This is a genomic window from Bacillus sp. RC240, assembly GCF_044907945.1.
GTDB lineage: Bacteria > Bacillota > Bacilli > Bacillales > Bacillaceae_G > Bacillus_A > Bacillus_A mycoides.
The window spans coordinates 106,580-123,804 of record NZ_JBIYCT010000008.1 but is presented as its reverse complement, the minus strand read 5'-3'; the positions used below and the strand labels follow the sequence as shown (position 1 = coordinate 123,804).

The 17,225-nt window shown below is 37.1% G+C and carries 20 protein-coding genes; 5 read left to right on the top strand and 15 right to left on the bottom strand.

Translation table 11 applies throughout. The annotated features are described in order from the left end of the window. Positions 1–20 precede the first annotated feature (20 nt). On the top strand, positions 21–668 hold the full coding sequence (locus ABH955_RS22315) for a phosphatase PAP2 family protein (RefSeq protein ID WP_002129758.1): 648 nt from the start codon (positions 21–23) through the stop codon (positions 666–668). A 53-nt stretch (positions 669–721) separates the two neighbouring features. Here ABH955_RS22315 and ABH955_RS22310 read toward each other — a convergent pair whose 3' ends face one another. The 4 genes from ABH955_RS22310 to ABH955_RS22295 form a co-directional block, all read right to left on the bottom strand. Next, on the bottom strand, positions 722–1,735 hold the full coding sequence (locus tag ABH955_RS22310; protein ID WP_404441922.1) for a PTS sugar transporter subunit IIC: 1,014 nt from the start codon (positions 1,733–1,735) through the stop codon (positions 722–724). Between the two features lie 22 nt (positions 1,736–1,757). Next, entirely contained in the window at positions 1,758–2,708 is a 951-nt protein-coding gene (locus tag ABH955_RS22305) for an L-lactate dehydrogenase (protein WP_431182324.1), read from the bottom strand. A gap of 246 nt (positions 2,709–2,954) precedes the next feature. Continuing rightward, positions 2,955–3,203 (bottom strand): spore coat protein, encoded by a 249-nt coding sequence (locus tag ABH955_RS22300; protein ID WP_002015950.1) that lies wholly within the window; start codon positions 3,201–3,203, stop codon positions 2,955–2,957. Between the two features lie 13 nt (positions 3,204–3,216). Next, on the bottom strand, positions 3,217–3,402 hold the full coding sequence (locus tag ABH955_RS22295) for a hypothetical protein (RefSeq protein ID WP_201034464.1): 186 nt from the start codon (positions 3,400–3,402) through the stop codon (positions 3,217–3,219). Between the two features lie 215 nt (positions 3,403–3,617). On the opposite strand from ABH955_RS22295, the gene ABH955_RS22290 reads away from it, so the two are divergent. Both ABH955_RS22290 and ABH955_RS22285 read left to right on the top strand, forming a co-directional pair. Further along, positions 3,618–3,860 (top strand): hypothetical protein, encoded by a 243-nt coding sequence (locus ABH955_RS22290; protein WP_219301032.1) that lies wholly within the window; start codon positions 3,618–3,620, stop codon positions 3,858–3,860. A gap of 40 nt (positions 3,861–3,900) precedes the next feature. Beyond that, positions 3,901–4,029 (top strand): hypothetical protein, encoded by a 129-nt coding sequence (locus ABH955_RS22285; protein WP_404454457.1) that lies wholly within the window; start codon positions 3,901–3,903, stop codon positions 4,027–4,029. A 58-nt stretch (positions 4,030–4,087) separates the two neighbouring features. Here the strand turns inward: ABH955_RS22285 and ABH955_RS22280 are convergent, their stop codons facing one another. The 7 genes from ABH955_RS22280 to ABH955_RS22250 form a co-directional block, all read right to left on the bottom strand. Next, on the bottom strand, positions 4,088–4,375 hold the full coding sequence (locus tag ABH955_RS22280) for a DUF2178 domain-containing protein (RefSeq protein WP_404454460.1): 288 nt from the start codon (positions 4,373–4,375) through the stop codon (positions 4,088–4,090). Beyond that, on the bottom strand, positions 4,372–4,599 hold the full coding sequence (locus ABH955_RS22275) for a helix-turn-helix transcriptional regulator (RefSeq protein ID WP_404442592.1): 228 nt from the start codon (positions 4,597–4,599) through the stop codon (positions 4,372–4,374). The genes ABH955_RS22280 and ABH955_RS22275 overlap by 4 nt, the downstream gene beginning before the upstream one ends. A 183-nt stretch (positions 4,600–4,782) precedes the next feature. Then, positions 4,783–5,340, bottom strand: a complete 558-nt coding sequence (locus ABH955_RS22270) for a TetR/AcrR family transcriptional regulator (protein ID WP_404441929.1) — start codon at positions 5,338–5,340, stop codon at positions 4,783–4,785. A 3-nt stretch (positions 5,341–5,343) separates the two neighbouring features. Continuing rightward, on the bottom strand, positions 5,344–6,066 hold the full coding sequence (locus ABH955_RS22265; RefSeq protein ID WP_404454463.1) for an MBL fold metallo-hydrolase: 723 nt from the start codon (positions 6,064–6,066) through the stop codon (positions 5,344–5,346). Positions 6,067–6,204: 138 nt separating this feature from the next. Then, the gene (locus ABH955_RS22260) at positions 6,205–7,989 is read right to left on the bottom strand and encodes an acyl-CoA dehydrogenase family protein (protein WP_016102228.1); all 1,785 of its coding nucleotides are present in this window, start codon (positions 7,987–7,989) and stop codon (positions 6,205–6,207) included. A 385-nt stretch (positions 7,990–8,374) separates the two neighbouring features. After that, positions 8,375–9,547: an acetyl-CoA C-acetyltransferase gene (locus ABH955_RS22255; protein ID WP_001206343.1), complete on the bottom strand. Its 1,173-nt coding sequence runs from the start codon at positions 9,545–9,547 to the stop codon at positions 8,375–8,377. 21 nt (positions 9,548–9,568) lie between these two features. Further along, positions 9,569–11,950 (bottom strand): 3-hydroxyacyl-CoA dehydrogenase/enoyl-CoA hydratase family protein, encoded by a 2,382-nt coding sequence (locus ABH955_RS22250; RefSeq protein ID WP_002015954.1) that lies wholly within the window; start codon positions 11,948–11,950, stop codon positions 9,569–9,571. A 238-nt stretch (positions 11,951–12,188) separates the two neighbouring features. Between ABH955_RS22250 and ABH955_RS22245 the strand changes: the two genes are divergently transcribed. Further along, a complete protein-coding gene (locus ABH955_RS22245; RefSeq protein WP_085312722.1) occupies positions 12,189–12,335 on the top strand; it encodes a YuzL family protein in 147 nt (48 codons plus the stop codon). A 97-nt stretch (positions 12,336–12,432) separates the two neighbouring features. Beyond that, positions 12,433–13,272, top strand: a complete 840-nt coding sequence (locus ABH955_RS22240) for a D-alanyl-D-alanine carboxypeptidase family protein (protein WP_404491679.1) — start codon at positions 12,433–12,435, stop codon at positions 13,270–13,272. Between the two features lie 22 nt (positions 13,273–13,294). On the opposite strand, the gene ABH955_RS22235 is transcribed toward ABH955_RS22240, so the two are convergent. The 4 genes from ABH955_RS22235 to ABH955_RS29200 all read right to left on the bottom strand — a co-directional run bounded on the left by ABH955_RS22235 (position 13,295) and on the right by ABH955_RS29200 (position 17,197). Next, complete coding sequence (locus ABH955_RS22235) at positions 13,295–14,212, bottom strand: proline dehydrogenase family protein (RefSeq protein WP_002112697.1); 918 nt, start codon at positions 14,210–14,212, stop codon at positions 13,295–13,297. Positions 14,213–14,522: 310 nt separating this feature from the next. Further along, complete coding sequence (locus ABH955_RS22230; RefSeq protein ID WP_001290599.1) at positions 14,523–14,768, bottom strand: YusU family protein; 246 nt, start codon at positions 14,766–14,768, stop codon at positions 14,523–14,525. Between the two features lie 48 nt (positions 14,769–14,816). Beyond that, entirely contained in the window at positions 14,817–15,119 is a 303-nt protein-coding gene (locus ABH955_RS22225; RefSeq protein ID WP_002089423.1) for an MTH1187 family thiamine-binding protein, read from the bottom strand. A gap of 77 nt (positions 15,120–15,196) precedes the next feature. Continuing rightward, positions 15,197–17,197: a methyl-accepting chemotaxis protein gene (locus ABH955_RS29200; RefSeq protein ID WP_483862312.1), complete on the bottom strand. Its 2,001-nt coding sequence runs from the start codon at positions 17,195–17,197 to the stop codon at positions 15,197–15,199. Positions 17,198–17,225: the final 28 nt, after the last annotated feature.

Here is a 17,225-nt window from a genome sequence, read left to right as displayed (position 1 = left end):
CTAAAACATAGGAGATTATCATGAAGAAATTTAAACTTTCATCTCTTCTTCCGTTAAGTTATATACTTCTACTCGTACTCGTAAGTCCCCTTTACGATGTATTAAATAAATCTACTGTTCACGCAGTAGATGTCACAACTGTAGTAGATGATTGGATTCCATTTGTCAAAGCATTTATTATTCCTTACTTACTTTGGTTTCCATACTTATACGGTGCACTTATTTATTACTGTTTTGCTGATCGAAAGCAATATTATGTCACTTTAAGTAGTGTAATTCTTGGAAAACTTGCTTGTTTTTCGATTTATTTTTTTTGGCAGACAACTGTACCACGCCCAACCGTCGTTGGAACAGATGTATTTTCCGAACTAGTCCGCTATATTTATAGTATTGATCATCCAGTAAACTGCTTCCCAAGCATTCATGTCCTTACGACATTTGTAATTATGTTAGCTGCCTTTAAGCGTAGAGAACAGCATACTTTGGAATATTACATCCTTACTTTCTTCGGTACGCTTATTATTTTATCAACATTATTTACGAAGCAGCATGCATTTGTAGACGCTATTTCTGGAATGACGCTTGCAAGCGTACTATACTTTGGTGTTCAGCTATTATTAGCAAAAGAAACAGTACGTGTTCCAGTAAAACAAAATCAAAAAATGTAAAAAGCAGACTGTGGCTTCAGTCTGCTTTTCTCTATATTAAGGAGATTTTCAAATTAAGATTGTGGTACAGTCATGTCACCAGAATGAATACGACCTGCTTTTTTAAGAGCAATGTAAAGTATATAAGAAACAGCTACTGGAATGATGATATAAGTGATTACCATCGCTGGGACAACTTCCCACCCTTGGCTGGAAATTAAATTAATTGGTGCTATAAGAGAGCTTAATCCAAGACCTGCAATTTCTTTTCCTGCTTCCAGTTGGAAAATTAGTGCCGATACTGGGCCAACTATTGCACTGGCGACGACAGTTGGGACGAGAATCATTGGATTTTTAGTAATGTTCGGTAACTGCACTTTTGGAGTACAAAGTGCCTGGGCTAATATGCCACCTAAGTTATTTTCTTTCGCTGAAATAACAGAGAATCCGATAAATTGAGCAACACATCCTGCAAGTGCTGCACCGCCTGCAACGCCGTCTAAACTAAGTGCTATTGCTAACGCAGCTGATGAAGCTGGAGAGATAAGTAACAATCCCCAAACTACAGCAATCACGATAGAAGCGATAAACGGGCTACCAGCTGAACTATCTTTAATGAATGCTCCAACTGTATTTAAAACTGGGCTAATATTTTGAGCTAACCAAATACCGACTAAACCAGAACCTAATATTGCTGCAAATGGAACGAGCATCATATCTAAAGCAGTTTTTCCACTTAATCGTTTACCAATATAAACTGCTAAAGTCGCTGTTAATAATGCACCGATTGGTTCACCTGTTTTAATGATGAGACCAGCTTCAGTAATTGAAATTGAACCAGCTCCAATTGCTCCAGCTACCATCGCTGAGAAAATTACGAGTCCGTTTGCACCGAGCATAAAGGCAATCCCGGCTCCAATTGCTGGTGCCATAAGTGATTTTGCAACAACTCCGATTGTAATAAGTAATGGGAGATCAACAATTCTTCCTATATTTTCGATCAGTAAACCAATTCCAAGGGATACGAAAATACCCTGTGCGATTCCGGCTGAAGCTTTAAACACACGAGACATTATATATTCCTTCATTTGTTTCACCTTCTCCTATAATTTAGTAACCAATTGTTTTCATATAATCGCGTAAAACATCGTTTGATTTTGCAAAGCGACTTTCTTCATCTTCTGATAAGTTTAGTTCTACCACTTCTCTTATACCATCTCTAGTAATAATTGCTGGTACTCCTGTACAAATATCGTATTCGCCATATTCACCATCTAAAATGGCTGAAACAGCGATAACACGGTGATCATCATTGAAAATTGAGCGAGCAATATAAGCTAAAGAATTTCCGATTCCGTAATAAGTAGTTCCTTTGCGCTTATAAATTTCCCATCCAGCTTTTGCAGTCTTCTCAACAATTTCATCTAAATCTATTTCACCAAATTGGTCTTTTTTCTCTTCTAAAATTTGTAAAATCGACTTTCCACCAACAGTTACGTGAGACCAAGCAACCATTTGAGAATCACCATGTTCTCCTAATGAATACCCATGAATACTACGAGGATCTACATGTAACATTTCAGATAAAATTGTTCTTAAGCGAGAAGAATCTAGTGATGTACCTGTACCAATCACACGATTTCTAGGTAATCCAGATAACTTCCACACTTGATATGTAATAATGTCAACTGGGTTCGATGCGAGTAAGAAAATGCCATCAAATCCACTTTCCATTACGCCGCCAACAATGCTTTCCATAATCTTTGCACTTGCTCCTAAAGTGTCTAAACGGCTTTGTCCAGGTTTTGGCGCTGGTCCTGCTGTAATAATTACAATGTCCATATCTTTGCAGTCTTCATAACTTCCTGCATATACTTTTGTTCTTGTATTTGTAAAGTTAATGCAATGTGATAAATCCATCGCTTCTCCAACTGCTCGTTCATGATTTATATCAATTAATAATAATTCTTCACATATGCCTTGATTCACAATTGAATACGCACAGCTCGATCCAACTAATCCAGTACCAATAATTGCAATTTTTCTTGTGTTTCTATTCATAGCAATCTCTCCTAATCGATCATGTAATCTATTTCTTTTGTTCTTTACACTCCTAATTATAAAGATTCCCACGATAGAAACCATGGATACTTTGTGAAACATTGAACAAACTTTTGTCCTTTTTGTGAATTGTTATATTCGATTTTCGTCATATTTGTTACAACTGAAAAAATATTTTTTATGTATTTATTGACATATACCAAACAAAAAAACGAGCGAATCCATTCGCTCGTTTCATTCATCACACTATTCCGCACTTAATTGACTTTTTAATTGCTGTACAATCATTGGATTAGCAGGTGCTGCCGGTTTGTAATAACTCTTTTGCTTTGCGTATTCATACATATTACGTTGACGCATCTCATCTTGATTACGAATTTGAATTAACGTTTGATGTAACTGTTCATTATCAGACTGAGAAATATAATTTGCATAACTTGTTAAACTTGAATTTAACCCTGCTAAATAATCATTTACCATATCTTTTTCATTCATTTCCCTCTTCCTCCTATCCTAGAAAATTCATTAATTGCTGTTTCGTATTTCGTGCATCTTGTGCATCCTTTTGTAGCATTTGCTTTAGCTGTGGATCTGTACAAGCCTGTGCATACTGGTCCAATTTGTTAATAATCGTCGCATGTCCACCAATTAAATGACGTAAGTTTTCTACTTCAAGCTCTGTTAAGTTTTGCATAGAACATACCCGCCTTTCTTTGTTCATTCATCATTTATTATTTGATTCTTTTTAAATCATATTCATTAAAAACTTTTTTAAATCCCTTTCATACTCCAACCAACTACATCTATTTATTTAAATGAATTTTTGTTATAATAACAGAATAATACGAATGTTTAAAATAGGAATTGTAACATCTGCTAACAAATAAACCATATTAAGAAGGTGTGCTTATGCAAAAAAAGTTTAAAGTTATCTTCTTTATTGTTTATGCAATCCTATATATGAAATTATTAATTGATATATTAACTTCAAAGCCATTACTCACTTCTATACCGTTACATATGTTATTTCTCATTTGTTTCTTATTTATAGCACTTAACAATTATAAAAATCGTAACAATACATTTTTCCTAATATTTATTAGTGCGACTCTATTAGTAAGTGTTAGTTTAATTAAAATCACGATTTTATAAACCTCTTACCAATTTATCTACATACAAAGGAGCAATGACTATGAAAATCCATAACTTCCTTACAAACACTCAAAAAAATTATGATCCGAATCCAAACCAAGACCCTTTCGTATTTATGTTTTTCAACTTCTTATTAGCAATATATACATTTCTAAAGCCTGCAAAATAATATCATTTAACTAAAAAGAGCCGTTTACAAATACATATGTAAAACAGCTCTTTTCCAGCTAATATTTTCTTTTCAAAACTACGATAGTTAAAGCATACGAACAAAGTACTCCAGCTAATAAAAATACATTTGCTAACTTATACTGTTCGCCTGTCAATGAATATAGATTCCCAATTAAAAAGATAACTAAATATAGAAATAAAAATACAAACAATGAAATTTTAGCTGCATTCCCTGTAATATGCTCGCCTCTTTCATCTTCCCCTTCATTCTTCTGAAAACGTGTTGAATATAAAACACCTATTAGTCCTGCTACTGAGATTATTATCCCTATTACAATACTCATTCCGTTTCCCCCTCTATCTTATATTGAAAAACTTCATGAAACTCCTTACCTAAAATATGCGCAATTTCAAAAGCTAAAATTAAAGATGGATTGTAACGATTCGCTTCAATTGAGGCGATCGTTTGTCTACTTACCCCAGCTTTGTTCGCTAAATCCGTTTGTGACCAGCGTTTTTCTGCTCTAAGTACAATGAGATTATTTTGTAAATTCCCACTCTGTTTCATAACCTCTCCTCGTTTTACATTATTTTCTATATTTTTATTGTAATTTATTTTTAACATCATGTAAACTATTTTTAACATTAGTAAAGTAAAACTTTAATCCTCCCACCTACCGTTCTTTTAAAATCATATGCATTAAAAAACCTTAGAATCGATTCTAAGGTTTCCGGGTGTCTCGCTTCCTATTCAATCTCTCATTACATGTAATCCTTTAATAAACGTTTCCAATAACACATGTAAACTTGTATCTAAATCTAGCGGCAAACCAAATCCACCCTGCTGTTCAATCGACGCAAACCCATGACAAATACTTCTGAATCCACGTGTCGCATGAAGTGCATTCTCTCCTTCTAAGCCGTATTGTTGTAAAACATGAAGACAAAGCTTTACAATTCCGTCACCTGCTTTTCTTACTTCTTCATCTCGTAAAAAAGTTGCTTCATACAATCCAGGATGTTTGCGTACGAATGCTACATACGCTTCTCCTAAAGCATGAACTGCTTCATCCATACGTTTACCCTCAGCCGCTTCTTCCAGTCTGTTATGCAGCTGTTTTATTCCGTAAATACCAAGATTTTTCCGTACATCTTGTAAACCTTTCACATGATTGTATAGCGAGGGAGAACGTATCCCTAACCTTTGTGCTAATGAAGCTAACGTTACTTCTTGTATTCCATTTGTATCTGCAATTTCGGCCGCTGTTTCTACAATTTTCTGTAATGTAAGTCCGATTCTCGGTGACATAAATTAACCTTCTTTCATACTTTCTATATTCCGCTTAGCTTCCTTAATAGCAAGTTTTATGACAGTGCCTGGATCCTTTATCATTTTCCCATGTCCTGCCGCAAGCAAGGAAGGCTCATATTCGCTTAACTTCTCTGCACTTTGTAATGATATTTCTTTGCTCCACGTTGCCATCGCAGGGAACGGAAACCAAAATTTCATTTGACCCGAAACAGCCATACCTCCTCTTGTTTGGAATGCATCCCCGACAATAAGAGCTTTATTTCGTACATCAAGAAACGACATGGATCCTGGCGTATGTCCCGGTGTCATAATCGCAAGAAGCGATCCAACTCGGTCGCCATCTTCCAATAAAACATCAGGTACCGTTTTTACCTTTTTAGGTACACCGCCTTTTATCGGTATATTCGGTTCATCCTCTTGTAACGTCGTATCTCCCTCTAACAGCTTTGCGTCCCGCTTAGAAATATAGACTGGAACATTAGGAAGTACTTCATTTAATGCGTCTAGTGCACCGATATGATCATCATGCGCATGTGTTAATACAATCTTAGTAATGGGTTTTCCTATGTTCTCAGCCGCCTGTAAAATACCTTTTGCGCTATATGGCAAAGCGGCATCAATTAAAGTTAAACTATCTTCTTCCTCCACAAAGTAACAATTCACAGGAAACACTCTTGGTAAAAATGACAATTGATATACCGTTTTCTCATGTATCATTCTCATATTTTCAGCTCCCTTTCCGAAAAAACTAATGCTATTAGTTTCATTATACTAATGGCATTAGTTTTATGTCACTAAAAATTTCATTTTTTCAAAAAAAATAACAGTAGTCGTATAAACGACTACTGTTATTTAAAGGTATTAAACTGTATAACGCTCATCTTCTAAAATTTTTGCAGCAATTTCACGCTTCTTCGGAATTACGTTAAGTGGTGTGTGGCGAGTTAATTTACGTAATGATGATAACATCATGCGCAGCATGTCGCCGTTTTCAACTGCGATAAGTGTTTCTTTCGCATCTGCTTCGATTTCGTTGAATGCTTCTTGGCAGAATACTTCAGTGTATAACACTTTTTGTTTATTCTTTTCAAGACCAGTTGTTTTAATTGCTTTTTCTGTACGAAGAACAGCTGACTCCATTGCGTAAAGGTTACTTACGATATCAGCGATATTCACAAGAATTTCTTGCTCTTTATCTAATGCTTTACCGTATTTTTGAGCAGCTAATCCAGCTACCATTAAGCCAATTTTCTTCGCGTTAGTTACTAAATATTTTTGAAGCGCTAATGGCTCATCGCCTACTTCTTCTGGCATCATCATCATTAACTCTTCTTGTAATTTTTGTGCTTTTTGAAGAAGTGGTAATTCACCTTTCATCGCTTTACGTAAGAACGTACCTGGTACGATTAGGCGGTTAATTTCGTTCGTTCCTTCGAAAATACGGTTAATACGAGAATCGCGGTACATTCTTTCAATCTCGTACTCTGCCATAAATCCGTAACCACCGTGGATTTGAACACCTTCATCTACTGTATAATCTAGCACTTCAGAACCGAATACTTTATTTAAAGAGCACTCGATTGCATATTCAGCGATAGAAGCTGCTACTGCTTTACCGTCTTTTACTTCTTCTTCAGATAATGTGCTCATGCGGCTTTCGAATAAACCTACTGTACGATATACAGAGCTTTCAGCTGCATATGTTTTCGCTGCCATATTCGCAAGTTTCTCTTGAATTAATGGGAAGCGAGCGATTGGTTGTTTGAATTGTTGACGTTGATTTGCATATTGTGCTGAAATTTCTACTGCACGTTTCGCAGATCCAACTGTACCAACACCTAATTTATAACGGCCGATATTTAAAATGTTGAACGCGATAATATGGCCTTTACCGATTTCACCAAGTAAGTTTTCTTTCGGTACTAATGCATCTTCTAAAATTAACGTACGAGTTGAAGAACATTTAATACCCATTTTCTTTTCTTCTGGGCTTGTAGATACACCAGCATATTCTTTCTCTACGATAAATGCTGAGAAGTGCTCACCGTCTATTTTTGCGTATACGATAAATACGTCAGCAAATGCAGAGTTTGTAATCCATTGTTTTTCACCATTTAATACGTAATGCGTACCTTCTGCATTTAAACGTGCCGTTGTTTTTGCACCTAATGCGTCAGACCCTGAACCTGGCTCTGTTAATGCGTATGCCGCTAATTTTTCACCAGTTGCAAGTAATGGTAAATACTTTTTCTTTTGCTCTTCGTTACCGAATAATACGATTGGTAAAGATCCGATACCAACGTGAGCACCGTGAGTGATTGCAAAACCACCAGCGCGCGAGAATTTCTCTGCGATTAACGCTGAGCTTACTTTATCAAGACCAATTCCGCCGTACTCTTCTGGTACGTCAGCGCCTAGTAAACCAAGTTCACCAGCTTCTTTTAAAAGACGCACAGAACGATCAAATTCGTGTTGCTCTAAATATTCAAGCTCCGGAAGAACTTCATTTACGATAAAGTCCTCTGTCGTTTTTGCAATCATTTTATGCTCAGATGAAAAATCTTCTGGCGTAAACACTTGATCAATTGTAATTTCCTCTACTAAAAAGCTACCGCCTTTAACCGCATTTCCTACTGTTTTTTCCATGAAAATTTCCTCCTTCATATTTTCATAAGCCGCTTCTCTCATTTTGAAAGAAGCTGGCTCTCATTTTTATTTTTTATAAACCTTTGTTGCTTCCATTCTTTGCTTTAGCGCCCTCTTGTTCTGAGCGAGCCGCTTCCACTTTTTTAATCTAGTTCCGGTGGCTAAAACAGTCGGTCGTTTCACCCCTTCCTGTGAGGCAAAAAACGCCTCTTCGTCAGGGCTTCCAACGCCCTCCTGTTCTGAACGAGCCACCTGCACTTTTTTTATAATCCAGTTCCAGCGGCTAGAATGTTCGGTGGCTTCGCTTCTTCCTACGAGGCAAACAGCGCCTCTTCGTCTGAAGCTCCATCCCCCTCACATTCTGAGCGAGCCGCTTCCACTTTTTTTATAGTAATTCAAATACTCCCGCTGCTCCCATTCCGCCACCGATACACATTGTTACGATACCGAATTGTTGGTTGCGACGTTTCATTTCGTGAATAAGAGATAGTGTTAGTTTTGCTCCTGTACAGCCAAGTGGATGTCCAAGTGCGATTGCACCGCCGTTTACGTTTACTTTTTCTTCATCTAGACCAAGTTCACGAATAACTTGGATAGATTGAGAAGCGAATGCTTCATTTAGTTCAAATAGACCGATATCAGATAGCTCTAAACCAGCTAATTTTAACGCTTTCGGAATTGCAGCAATTGGGCCGATTCCCATTACTTCTGGTGGTACTCCAGCTACTGCGAATGAACGGAATTTTGCAAGTGGTTTCATGCCATCGCTCACTGCTTTTTCACGATCCATTAATAGTACAGATGCTGCACCGTCACTCATTTGTGAAGAGTTACCAGCCGTTACAGAACCGCGAACGTTAAATGCTGGACGTAATTTACCTAAAATGTCTAGCGTCGTCTCTGCTCTTACACCTTCGTCTTGTGCGAAAATGATTGTTTCTTCTTGCAGTTTGTTATTTGATCCAACAGTACGTAATGTTACATCTACAGATACTGTTTCATCAGCAAAGTTCCCTGCAGCTAATGCTTTCGCAGCACGTTGATGACTTCTTACCGCGAATGCATCTTGCTCTTCACGAGAAATTCCATATTTCACAGCAACTTGCTCTGCTGTATGCCCCATACCCATATAATATTCTGGTGCTGCTTCTACAAGGCGACTATTCGGACGAACAACGTGTCCCATCATTGGAACTAGACTCATTGATTCCGCTCCGCCTGATAATACAGCTTCAGAGTGACCAAGCATAATGCGCTCTGCTCCGTAAGCGATACTTTGTAAGCCTGAAGAACAGTAACGGTTAATTGTAATAGCTGGAACATCGTAAGAAAGTCCTGCTAGCCCACCGATATTACGAGCCATATTTAAACCTTGCTCTGCTTCTGGCATCGCACAACCGAAAATTAAATCATCGATTGGTCCTTCATAATTCGCACGCTTTAACGTTTCTTTTACTACTAACGCCCCTAGATCGTCAGGACGAACTGTTTTTAATGAACCCCTCTTTGCTTTTCCAATTGGTGTTCTTGCTCCCGCAACAATGACAGCTTCTCTCATGAACGATATCTCCCCTCGTTATTAGTTACGTAATGGTTTTCCTTTTACAAGCATGTGCTGCATTCTTGCTTGTGATTTCATCTCACTTACTAAGCTAATAAATGCTTCACGCTCTACATCTAATAAATACTGCTCATCAACTTCTGTTCCGTACGGCACTTTTCCGCCCGCAATGACATATGCCAGTTTCTTCGCAATGTGCAGATCATGTTCAGAAATGTAACCTGATAAATGCATTGCCTCTGCACCAAGTACAAGCGCTGCATATCCTGTCTCACCAACAACTGGTATCTTTTTGCGGATAGGTGCTTTATAACCTGCTTCATATAAAGAAAGTGCTTTTTGTTTCGCATCATATAGTAAGTGATCACCATTCACACTAATACCGTCTTTATCGCCTAAGAAGTTGTTCGATACAGCTTCTTGTGCTGATGTAGAAACTTTCGCCATCGCTACAGATTCGAATACTTTATTCGCAACTTTTTGTAAGTCGAATTCTACACCGTTTGCCATTTTGTTTAAGTGTTTAATGTATAGCTCTTTATTACCGCCTCCGCCAGGGATTAAGCCAACACCTACTTCTACTAAGCCCATATACGTTTCGCTAGAAGCTTGAATGCTCGCAGCTGGTAAGCAAACTTCTGTACCGCCGCCAAGCGTCATACCATATGGCGCCGCTACAACTGGCTTAGAAGAGTACTTAATTTTCGTCATTGCATCTTGGAAGTTTTTCACAACCCACTCAATTTCGAAGTAGTTGTCGTCTTGTGCTTCCATTAAGATCATTGCAAGGTTCGCACCAACGCAGAAGTTCTTCGATTGGTTTCCGATAACAAGACCTTTATAATTTTTCTCTACTTCATCAACAGCGTAGTTAATCATTTGCGTAATATCCATACCGATTGCATTGCTCTTCGAATGGAATTCTAAGCAAAGGATACCATCGCCTAAATCAATTAAGCTCGCTCCGCTATTTTTCTTTAACACACCGTTTTTCTCTTTTAACTGCTTAAGAGAAATTGCTTTTTTGTTACGTTCGATTAGCTTATATTCACCATTGTCGTAATAGTAGCTATCGCCGTTATCATGTTTATAGAAAGTAGTGAAACCTTTCTCTACCATTTCTTTCACCCAAGTAGGAACAACTGCGCCGTTTTCTTCCATCTTTTGAACAGACTTTTCAACGCCGATTGCATCCCAAATCTCGAATGGTCCTTGCTCCCATCCGAAGCCCCATTTCATCGCTTGGTCAATTGCAACAATATCGTCAGCAATTTCTTTATGAAGCTTTGCAGAGTATAAAAGAGTTGGTGTGATAATATTCCATAACAACTCTCCTGCGCGATCTTTCGCGTATACAAGCGCTTTCAATTTATTCGCTAATCCTTTTTCTTGCTTACTTAACTCTACGGACGCAGCTTTTAATTTTTTACGCGCTCCATATTCCATCGTTTCAGGGTTTAATTCTAAAATTTCTTTTCCTTGTTTTAAGAAGAAGCCTTGACCTGTTTTGCTTCCAAGCCATTTTTTATCAAGCATGTCATGCATAAAAGCAGGTACTTTAAATACATCGCGCTCTTCTTCTTGTACATTTTCATATACGTTATTTGCAACGTGTACAAATGTATCTAAACCAACAACATCTAATGTACGGAACGTTGCGCTCTTCGGACGACCAATTAATGGACCTGTTACAGAGTCAACTTCTCCAATGCTATAGCCACGCTTAATCATTTCTTGAAGCGTTACAAGCAATCCATACGTACCGATGCGGTTTCCAATAAAGTTTGGTGTGTCTTTTGCGATAACAACGCCTTTTCCAAGAACGTCTTCGCCAAATAGTTTCATGAAGCTTAATACTTGTGGATCAGTTTCTTTCGTCGGTATTACCTCTAGAAGTTTTAAATATCGTGGTGGGTTAAAAAAGTGTGTTCCTAAGAAGTGTTTCTGGAAGTCGTCTGAACGACCCTCTGCCATTTTTTCAACGGAAATGCCTGATGTATTTGAGCTCACAATTGAGCCTGGTTTACGAACAGCATCTACTTTTTCAAATAGTTTCTTCTTTATATCTAAGTTTTCAACTACTACTTCAATAATCCAATCTACATCAGCTAGACGCTCAAGATCATCTTCTAAGTTACCTGCTTCAATCAGTGCTAAATTTCCTTTCACTGTCAGAGGAGCTGGTTTTTGCTTTAATAGTTTTTGCACAGCCGTATTACTAAAACGATTTCTCACACTTTTATGTTCTAATGTAAGTCCCTTCGCTTCTTCTTCCTTCGTAAGCGCCGGTGGTACAATATCAAGCAATAATGTCGGAATACCAATATTAGCTAAGTGTGCCGCAATCCCTGAACCCATTACGCCTGAACCTAGAACAGCAGCCTTTTTAATTTGGAACATCCATTTCTCCCCCTATTCTTGAATGAATGCTCATTCAATTTTTCGACATAAGTCGCAATCAATGAGTGAGCCTCTACTAATAAATATATGATACAGTTTGAATTTTCGCAATATATTTATTGATAAAATTTTCTGAAATAAATATATTTCTTTCATTTGGCTATGCTATACATGTGTATTTTCTTCATTAAAATGCACTTTTCCTTTTTTATAATCTGACGAAACTGGAGGAATATATATGGCAAAACTTAAGAAGAACCCTTCAAAAGCTGGAATTAGCGCAGCAAGTGTAACTGGAAATGCAGGTCCGCATAATCACGGTGTTGAAAAAGGGCGTCAAAGTAATAACCAACAATTTAAGAAGCATAATATGGGCGAAAAATAACGCTATATTTTTGGGCAGAGAACGTGGCATAATGATTAATGGCTGCTTTTTCTGCCCAATTTATTTGTACATATGGAAAACAAAAGAGGGAACGACGATGAAACGAACAATAATTATGATTGTAATGATTGCCACATTATTTACAGGGATGATTTTCTTTTCTTACGCTCACAGACAACAAGCTGTAAAAGTAGATCAGCCTAACATTACTGGGCAATACGGGATTACAATCGATGCAGACACAGGTGAAATCTTGTATGGAAAACGGGAAGATGAACGCTCTTATCCCGCTAGTATAGGGAAAATGATGACTACCTTACTCTTACTAGAGAATGTAAAAGAAGATGAAGAAATTACGGTTACAGAGAATGCTATTAAAACAGAAAGTCAAAGTGCAAAGATTAAGCTTCGCGCGGGTGAAAAGTTAAAACGTGATGAGGCATTAAAACTTATGCTTATTATTAGTGCAGACCCAATCGCTGAGTCAATCGCTGAACATATTGCGGGATCAAAAGAAAAGTTTGTGAAAATGATGAATGCTAGAGCGAAGGAACTTGGTACAAAGCATGCGACTTTCAAAAACGCAAGTGGTGCTGATGCACTTGGAAATAAAGTATCACCTTATGATATTGCTATTATTACGAAAGAAGCATTAAAGTATCCGATCGTTTTAGAATATATGAATTCAATACATACAACACTACATACTTCAGAGCGATCTCCAAAAATCGCAAACTATGGACGAGAAGAACTATATGACGATCCATATGCGATTGGAAGTAAAAGCGGTTTATCAGCTCTCGGAAAATACACAGTCGTAACAGTTGATGAAAAAGACGGTAAACGCGTCATTAACGTCGTGTTATCTTCTACTCGTACGCAGCTATATCCTGATACGAAGAAAATGGCGCACTACGCATTTCAGCAATTAAAATAACCAAGGAGTATTTTCTCCTTGGTTATTTTTTGATCATACCTTTTAATACGAATGCAACGTTTGCTGGACGTTCTGCTAGACGGCGCATGAAATAGCCATACCAGTCGTTTCCATAAGGCACGTAAACGCGCATTTTGTAACCTTCTTTTACTAGCTCAAGTTGACGCTCTGTACGAATACCAAATAACATTTGGAATTCAAATTGATCCCTTGGAATGTTATGTTCTTCCGCAAGTTTTTTCGTATATTCAATAATCGCTTCGTCATGTGAAGCAATTGCAGTGTAATTTCCATTTAATAAGTGCATTTTAATAATTTTTTTATAATTGTCATCTACATCTTTCTTTTCCGGGAACGCTACTTCTTCAGGTTCTTTATAGGCCCCTTTTACAAGACGTAAATTAGGATTATAAGCGTTTAAATCTTCCATATCTTTTTCTGTACGATATAAGTAAGCTTGAATAACTGTACCAATATTATCGTATTCAGATTTTAATTGTTTAAAGATATCAATTGTTTTTCCGCAGCGCGTATAGTCTTCCATATCAATTGTAATAAACACACCATTTTCTTTTCCAGCTTCTAAAATACGGCGCATATTGTTCATTACGATTTCGTCAGAGATATCTAATCCCATAGAAGTCATCTTTAAAGAAAGCTGCGAATTAAGACCTTCTCTTCCAATTGCACGAATTGCTTCAATCGATTCGCTAGCCATTTCATTTGCTTCCGCTTCGTTATCAACGAATTCACCTAAATAATCGATTGTTACACAAAGACCTTGCTTATTTAATGCTTTAATTGCAGCTGTCGCTAATTCAATCGTTTCCCCTGCGACGAAGCGACCTGCACCAAAGCGTAAACCGTACTTTTTAGCCAGTTTTGTTAGCGCTTTATTTTTAGATAAGAAAAGAAACGAATTTCGCATTAATTGTTCCATGTAATTCACCCCTATGACTATAATTTATCTGTTTTTTACCCCTCTTCGAAATTATATCATTGTTTAAAATTATTTGATACAAATAATTATTTAGATAATTTATAAAATACTATCAAAACATTTAAAACCCTATATCCTCGTTTATAAATATGAAGAAAATATTTTTCGACATTCAGAAAAAACGGGTTTACTAGGGAAAAAATGAGCATGCCGAAAATATTCGACATGCTCACAAAACCATTTATATTTCATGTAAATTATATAAGGATATTAATAACAAAAACTTGAGGTAACATTATCTCAAGCCTTCTTACTTCTCATTTCGCTTCTCATCATTCAGCTTTTTAATATTCGTAATTAACTGTACCATCTCTTCTTTTGCATCTGGATACGTCTCATTCCAATGTTTCACTAAAGCTGGCATCGTCTTAGCCATATAAGAATAAAGTGCCCATTTCTGTACCTGCTCTTTTCGCTCTTCGTTGCTCTCTCCAAGTAATAGTTCCGTGTATTTCTCTAGCAAGCCATCAAACTGCTCATTAAACTTTTCACTCATCTTATTTTCCTCCTATATGAAAAAAGCAGCGAAGATCGCTGCTTTTTCTTATAATTTTGATTGAACAGAGTTTAATTTCTTCTCCATCGTACTTACTTTATCACGGCGATCATCGATACGAATTGTTGTCGCAACGCGCTGTGCACCTTTCGTGTATGGAACTTCATGCATTTGTTGAATGACTTCTAAAATGACAGGAAGATCTCCTTCAATTACTGTATTCATCGGTGTTAATTGATACTTCACGCGATCAGCATTTTTCTCTAGTACCTTTTGTACTTCTGCTACATATTCACTAACACTTGGATTACCTGTTCCTACTGGAATAATCGATACATCAACAATTGCCATAATAATCTTCCTCCTATTACTGCTTCTTATATATCCATTGTCTATTTTACCGAAATTCTCATCATTTTACTAATACGTTACTCTTCTACTTTAAACTGCTCAACCAATCTTTCTAAGTCCTGCATATTCTCTGCCAAACTTTCCATCGTATGAGCTACTTTTTCTAAATGATTCACTTGTGACTCAGTTGCTGCATTTACCTCTTCAGAAACAGCCGCACTCTCTTGACTCGTGCTAGCAATTGTTTGCATAACTTCTGTAATTTCTTCTTGCTCGTGACCTATGTTATTTACCTCTTCTACAATTTTTTCAACTGAGGTACTAATAGTATTTACAACTGACATAATTGTGCGGAATTCTGTCTCCGCCTCTGTCGTAACTTTATTTTGTATATCCGCAATGTCTTTCAATTTACTTACAACTTCTACAACTCGTTTTACTTCTAACTGCACATCGCTAATCATTATTGTAATCTCACCCGTTGCCTCTTTTGATTGTTCAGCTAATTTCCGAACCTCTTCCGCAACAACAGCAAAGCCCTTACCTTGCTCACCTGCACGTGCTGCTTCAATTGAAGCGTTTAAAGCCAGTAAATTCGTTTGATCCGAAAGACCTTTTATAAGTTCTACCACATTTTGAATCGATCCAACCCTTTGCTCTAACTTACCGGACGCTTCTTCCGTATGAACAACGATAGAAGATGATTGTTCTCTTGTACGAACTAAATTTCGCATCGTATTGAGTCCCTGCTTAGATGCTTCTTCCGCCTTACCAGTCACTCCCTTTATTTCACCAACGGAACTATTCATTTCTTCCATCGACTGCGCCATATTTTCAAGTTGCGCTGAAACCTCCTCTACACTATTAGCAAGAGTAGACGCGCCTCCGCTCACATCATCCATTGCACCTGAAACTTCTCTACTAGCTGCTACAGTTTCATTCGTTAAATAATGCAGATTGTGAGTCGATTTCTGTACTGTCGATACACTATTTTTAATTTTACTTACCATTTCATTCATTTGCTCAACCATATGATTAAAGTGAGTCGTAAGCATACCAACCTCATCTTTACTTGTCACCTTCATTTGTAGTGTTAAATCACCTTCCGCTACTTTTTGAACGTGATTTGTTAATAGTTGTAATGGTCTTGCTAATCTTCTTGAGAATACATACGAAGCTAATATTCCAATCAATAAACTTATACATGCCATTATAATAACTGTATTTCTTGTTTCTATTAGTAAGTTATCAATGGACTCTTTCGGATATACAATCCCGATTTTCCATTTCATCTTATCAAACAATTGACTATAGGCTACTACATCTTTTCCACCTAATGTCGCCGCTGCAAATTTCGTTTCATCTTTATTTAAACTTTTAACAAGTGGTTCTTTCGAAACATCTTTTCCTACTTTCTCCGGGTACACAATGGCAATATTTTTATCATTTATAACAAACATTTCTCCGCCATTATTATATTGAATATTATGGAGTAGCTTTTGAATCGTTCCTAGTGATACATCCATTGCTACAACACCTAACACAGAACCATCTTGTCCGACAATGGCTTTTGAAACTCCAATACTTAACTTACCCGTCGCGATTTCATATTGTGGTTCTCCCCAAATAGTCGATTCTGTAGCTGCTTCTGACGCTTTATACCAAGGGCGACTCGTCGGATCATATCCTTCTGGAACTGTACCACCATCTGCAAGATTTGCACTCAACGTTTTTTTATCTTTCGTCCCAATGTAGACATCTAAAATATCAGGATGATTCTTTTTAAACCTTGAAAATTCCTTTAAAATAAAATTCTCCTCTTCTGGAGTAACCCCATCTTGTAGCATGTTTTGAATATCATCATGAGATCCATAATGACCCATATCTTCTTCAATTCGCTGCATAAATGCAGTTAACTGCTCTGTCACAAGATCCATCGTATTTTCAGAATACTGGTCTAAGGAGTGCGTTTCTTTCTCTTTTTGCAATTGATACACAGCTGTACCTAATATTACAAACATCATAGAAATAAGTACCGAAAATACTACTGCAATTTTTAAACGTAAACTTCTCAACATATTCCCTCAAGCATCCCCTTCTCGGTAA

What these genes read in the sequence shown, in the direction of transcription:
- ABH955_RS22315 (WP_002129758.1), top strand. Translation starts at nt 21, where the DNA reads ATGAAGAAATTTAAACTTTCATCTCTTCTTCCGTTAAGTTATATACTT.
- ABH955_RS22310 (WP_404441922.1), bottom strand. Translation starts at nt 1,735, where the DNA reads ATGAAGGAATATATAATGTCTCGTGTGTTTAAAGCTTCAGCCGGAATC.
- ABH955_RS22305 (WP_431182324.1), bottom strand. Translation starts at nt 2,708, where the DNA reads ATGAATAGAAACACAAGAAAAATTGCAATTATTGGTACTGGATTAGTT.
- ABH955_RS22300 (WP_002015950.1), bottom strand. Translation starts at nt 3,203, where the DNA reads ATGAATGAAAAAGATATGGTAAATGATTATTTAGCAGGGTTAAATTCA.
- ABH955_RS22295 (WP_201034464.1), bottom strand. Translation starts at nt 3,402, where the DNA reads ATGCAAAACTTAACAGAGCTTGAAGTAGAAAACTTACGTCATTTAATT.
- ABH955_RS22290 (WP_219301032.1), top strand. Translation starts at nt 3,618, where the DNA reads ATGCAAAAAAAGTTTAAAGTTATCTTCTTTATTGTTTATGCAATCCTA.
- ABH955_RS22285 (WP_404454457.1), top strand. Translation starts at nt 3,901, where the DNA reads ATGAAAATCCATAACTTCCTTACAAACACTCAAAAAAATTATGATCCG.
- ABH955_RS22280 (WP_404454460.1), bottom strand. Translation starts at nt 4,375, where the DNA reads ATGAGTATTGTAATAGGGATAATAATCTCAGTAGCAGGACTAATAGGT.
- ABH955_RS22275 (WP_404442592.1), bottom strand. Translation starts at nt 4,599, where the DNA reads ATGAAACAGAGTGGGAATTTACAAAATAATCTCATTGTACTTAGAGCA.
- ABH955_RS22270 (WP_404441929.1), bottom strand. Translation starts at nt 5,340, where the DNA reads ATGTCACCGAGAATCGGACTTACATTACAGAAAATTGTAGAAACAGCG.
- ABH955_RS22265 (WP_404454463.1), bottom strand. Translation starts at nt 6,066, where the DNA reads ATGAGAATGATACATGAGAAAACGGTATATCAATTGTCATTTTTACCA.
- ABH955_RS22260 (WP_016102228.1), bottom strand. Translation starts at nt 7,989, where the DNA reads ATGGAAAAAACAGTAGGAAATGCGGTTAAAGGCGGTAGCTTTTTAGTA.
- ABH955_RS22255 (WP_001206343.1), bottom strand. Translation starts at nt 9,547, where the DNA reads ATGAGAGAAGCTGTCATTGTTGCGGGAGCAAGAACACCAATTGGAAAA.
- ABH955_RS22250 (WP_002015954.1), bottom strand. Translation starts at nt 11,950, where the DNA reads ATGTTCCAAATTAAAAAGGCTGCTGTTCTAGGTTCAGGCGTAATGGGT.
- ABH955_RS22245 (WP_085312722.1), top strand. Translation starts at nt 12,189, where the DNA reads ATGGCAAAACTTAAGAAGAACCCTTCAAAAGCTGGAATTAGCGCAGCA.
- ABH955_RS22240 (WP_404491679.1), top strand. Translation starts at nt 12,433, where the DNA reads ATGAAACGAACAATAATTATGATTGTAATGATTGCCACATTATTTACA.
- ABH955_RS22235 (WP_002112697.1), bottom strand. Translation starts at nt 14,212, where the DNA reads ATGGAACAATTAATGCGAAATTCGTTTCTTTTCTTATCTAAAAATAAA.
- ABH955_RS22230 (WP_001290599.1), bottom strand. Translation starts at nt 14,768, where the DNA reads ATGAGTGAAAAGTTTAATGAGCAGTTTGATGGCTTGCTAGAGAAATAC.
- ABH955_RS22225 (WP_002089423.1), bottom strand. Translation starts at nt 15,119, where the DNA reads ATGGCAATTGTTGATGTATCGATTATTCCAGTAGGAACAGGTAATCCA.
- ABH955_RS29200 (WP_483862312.1), bottom strand. Translation starts at nt 17,197, where the DNA reads ATGTTGAGAAGTTTACGTTTAAAAATTGCAGTAGTATTTTCGGTACTT.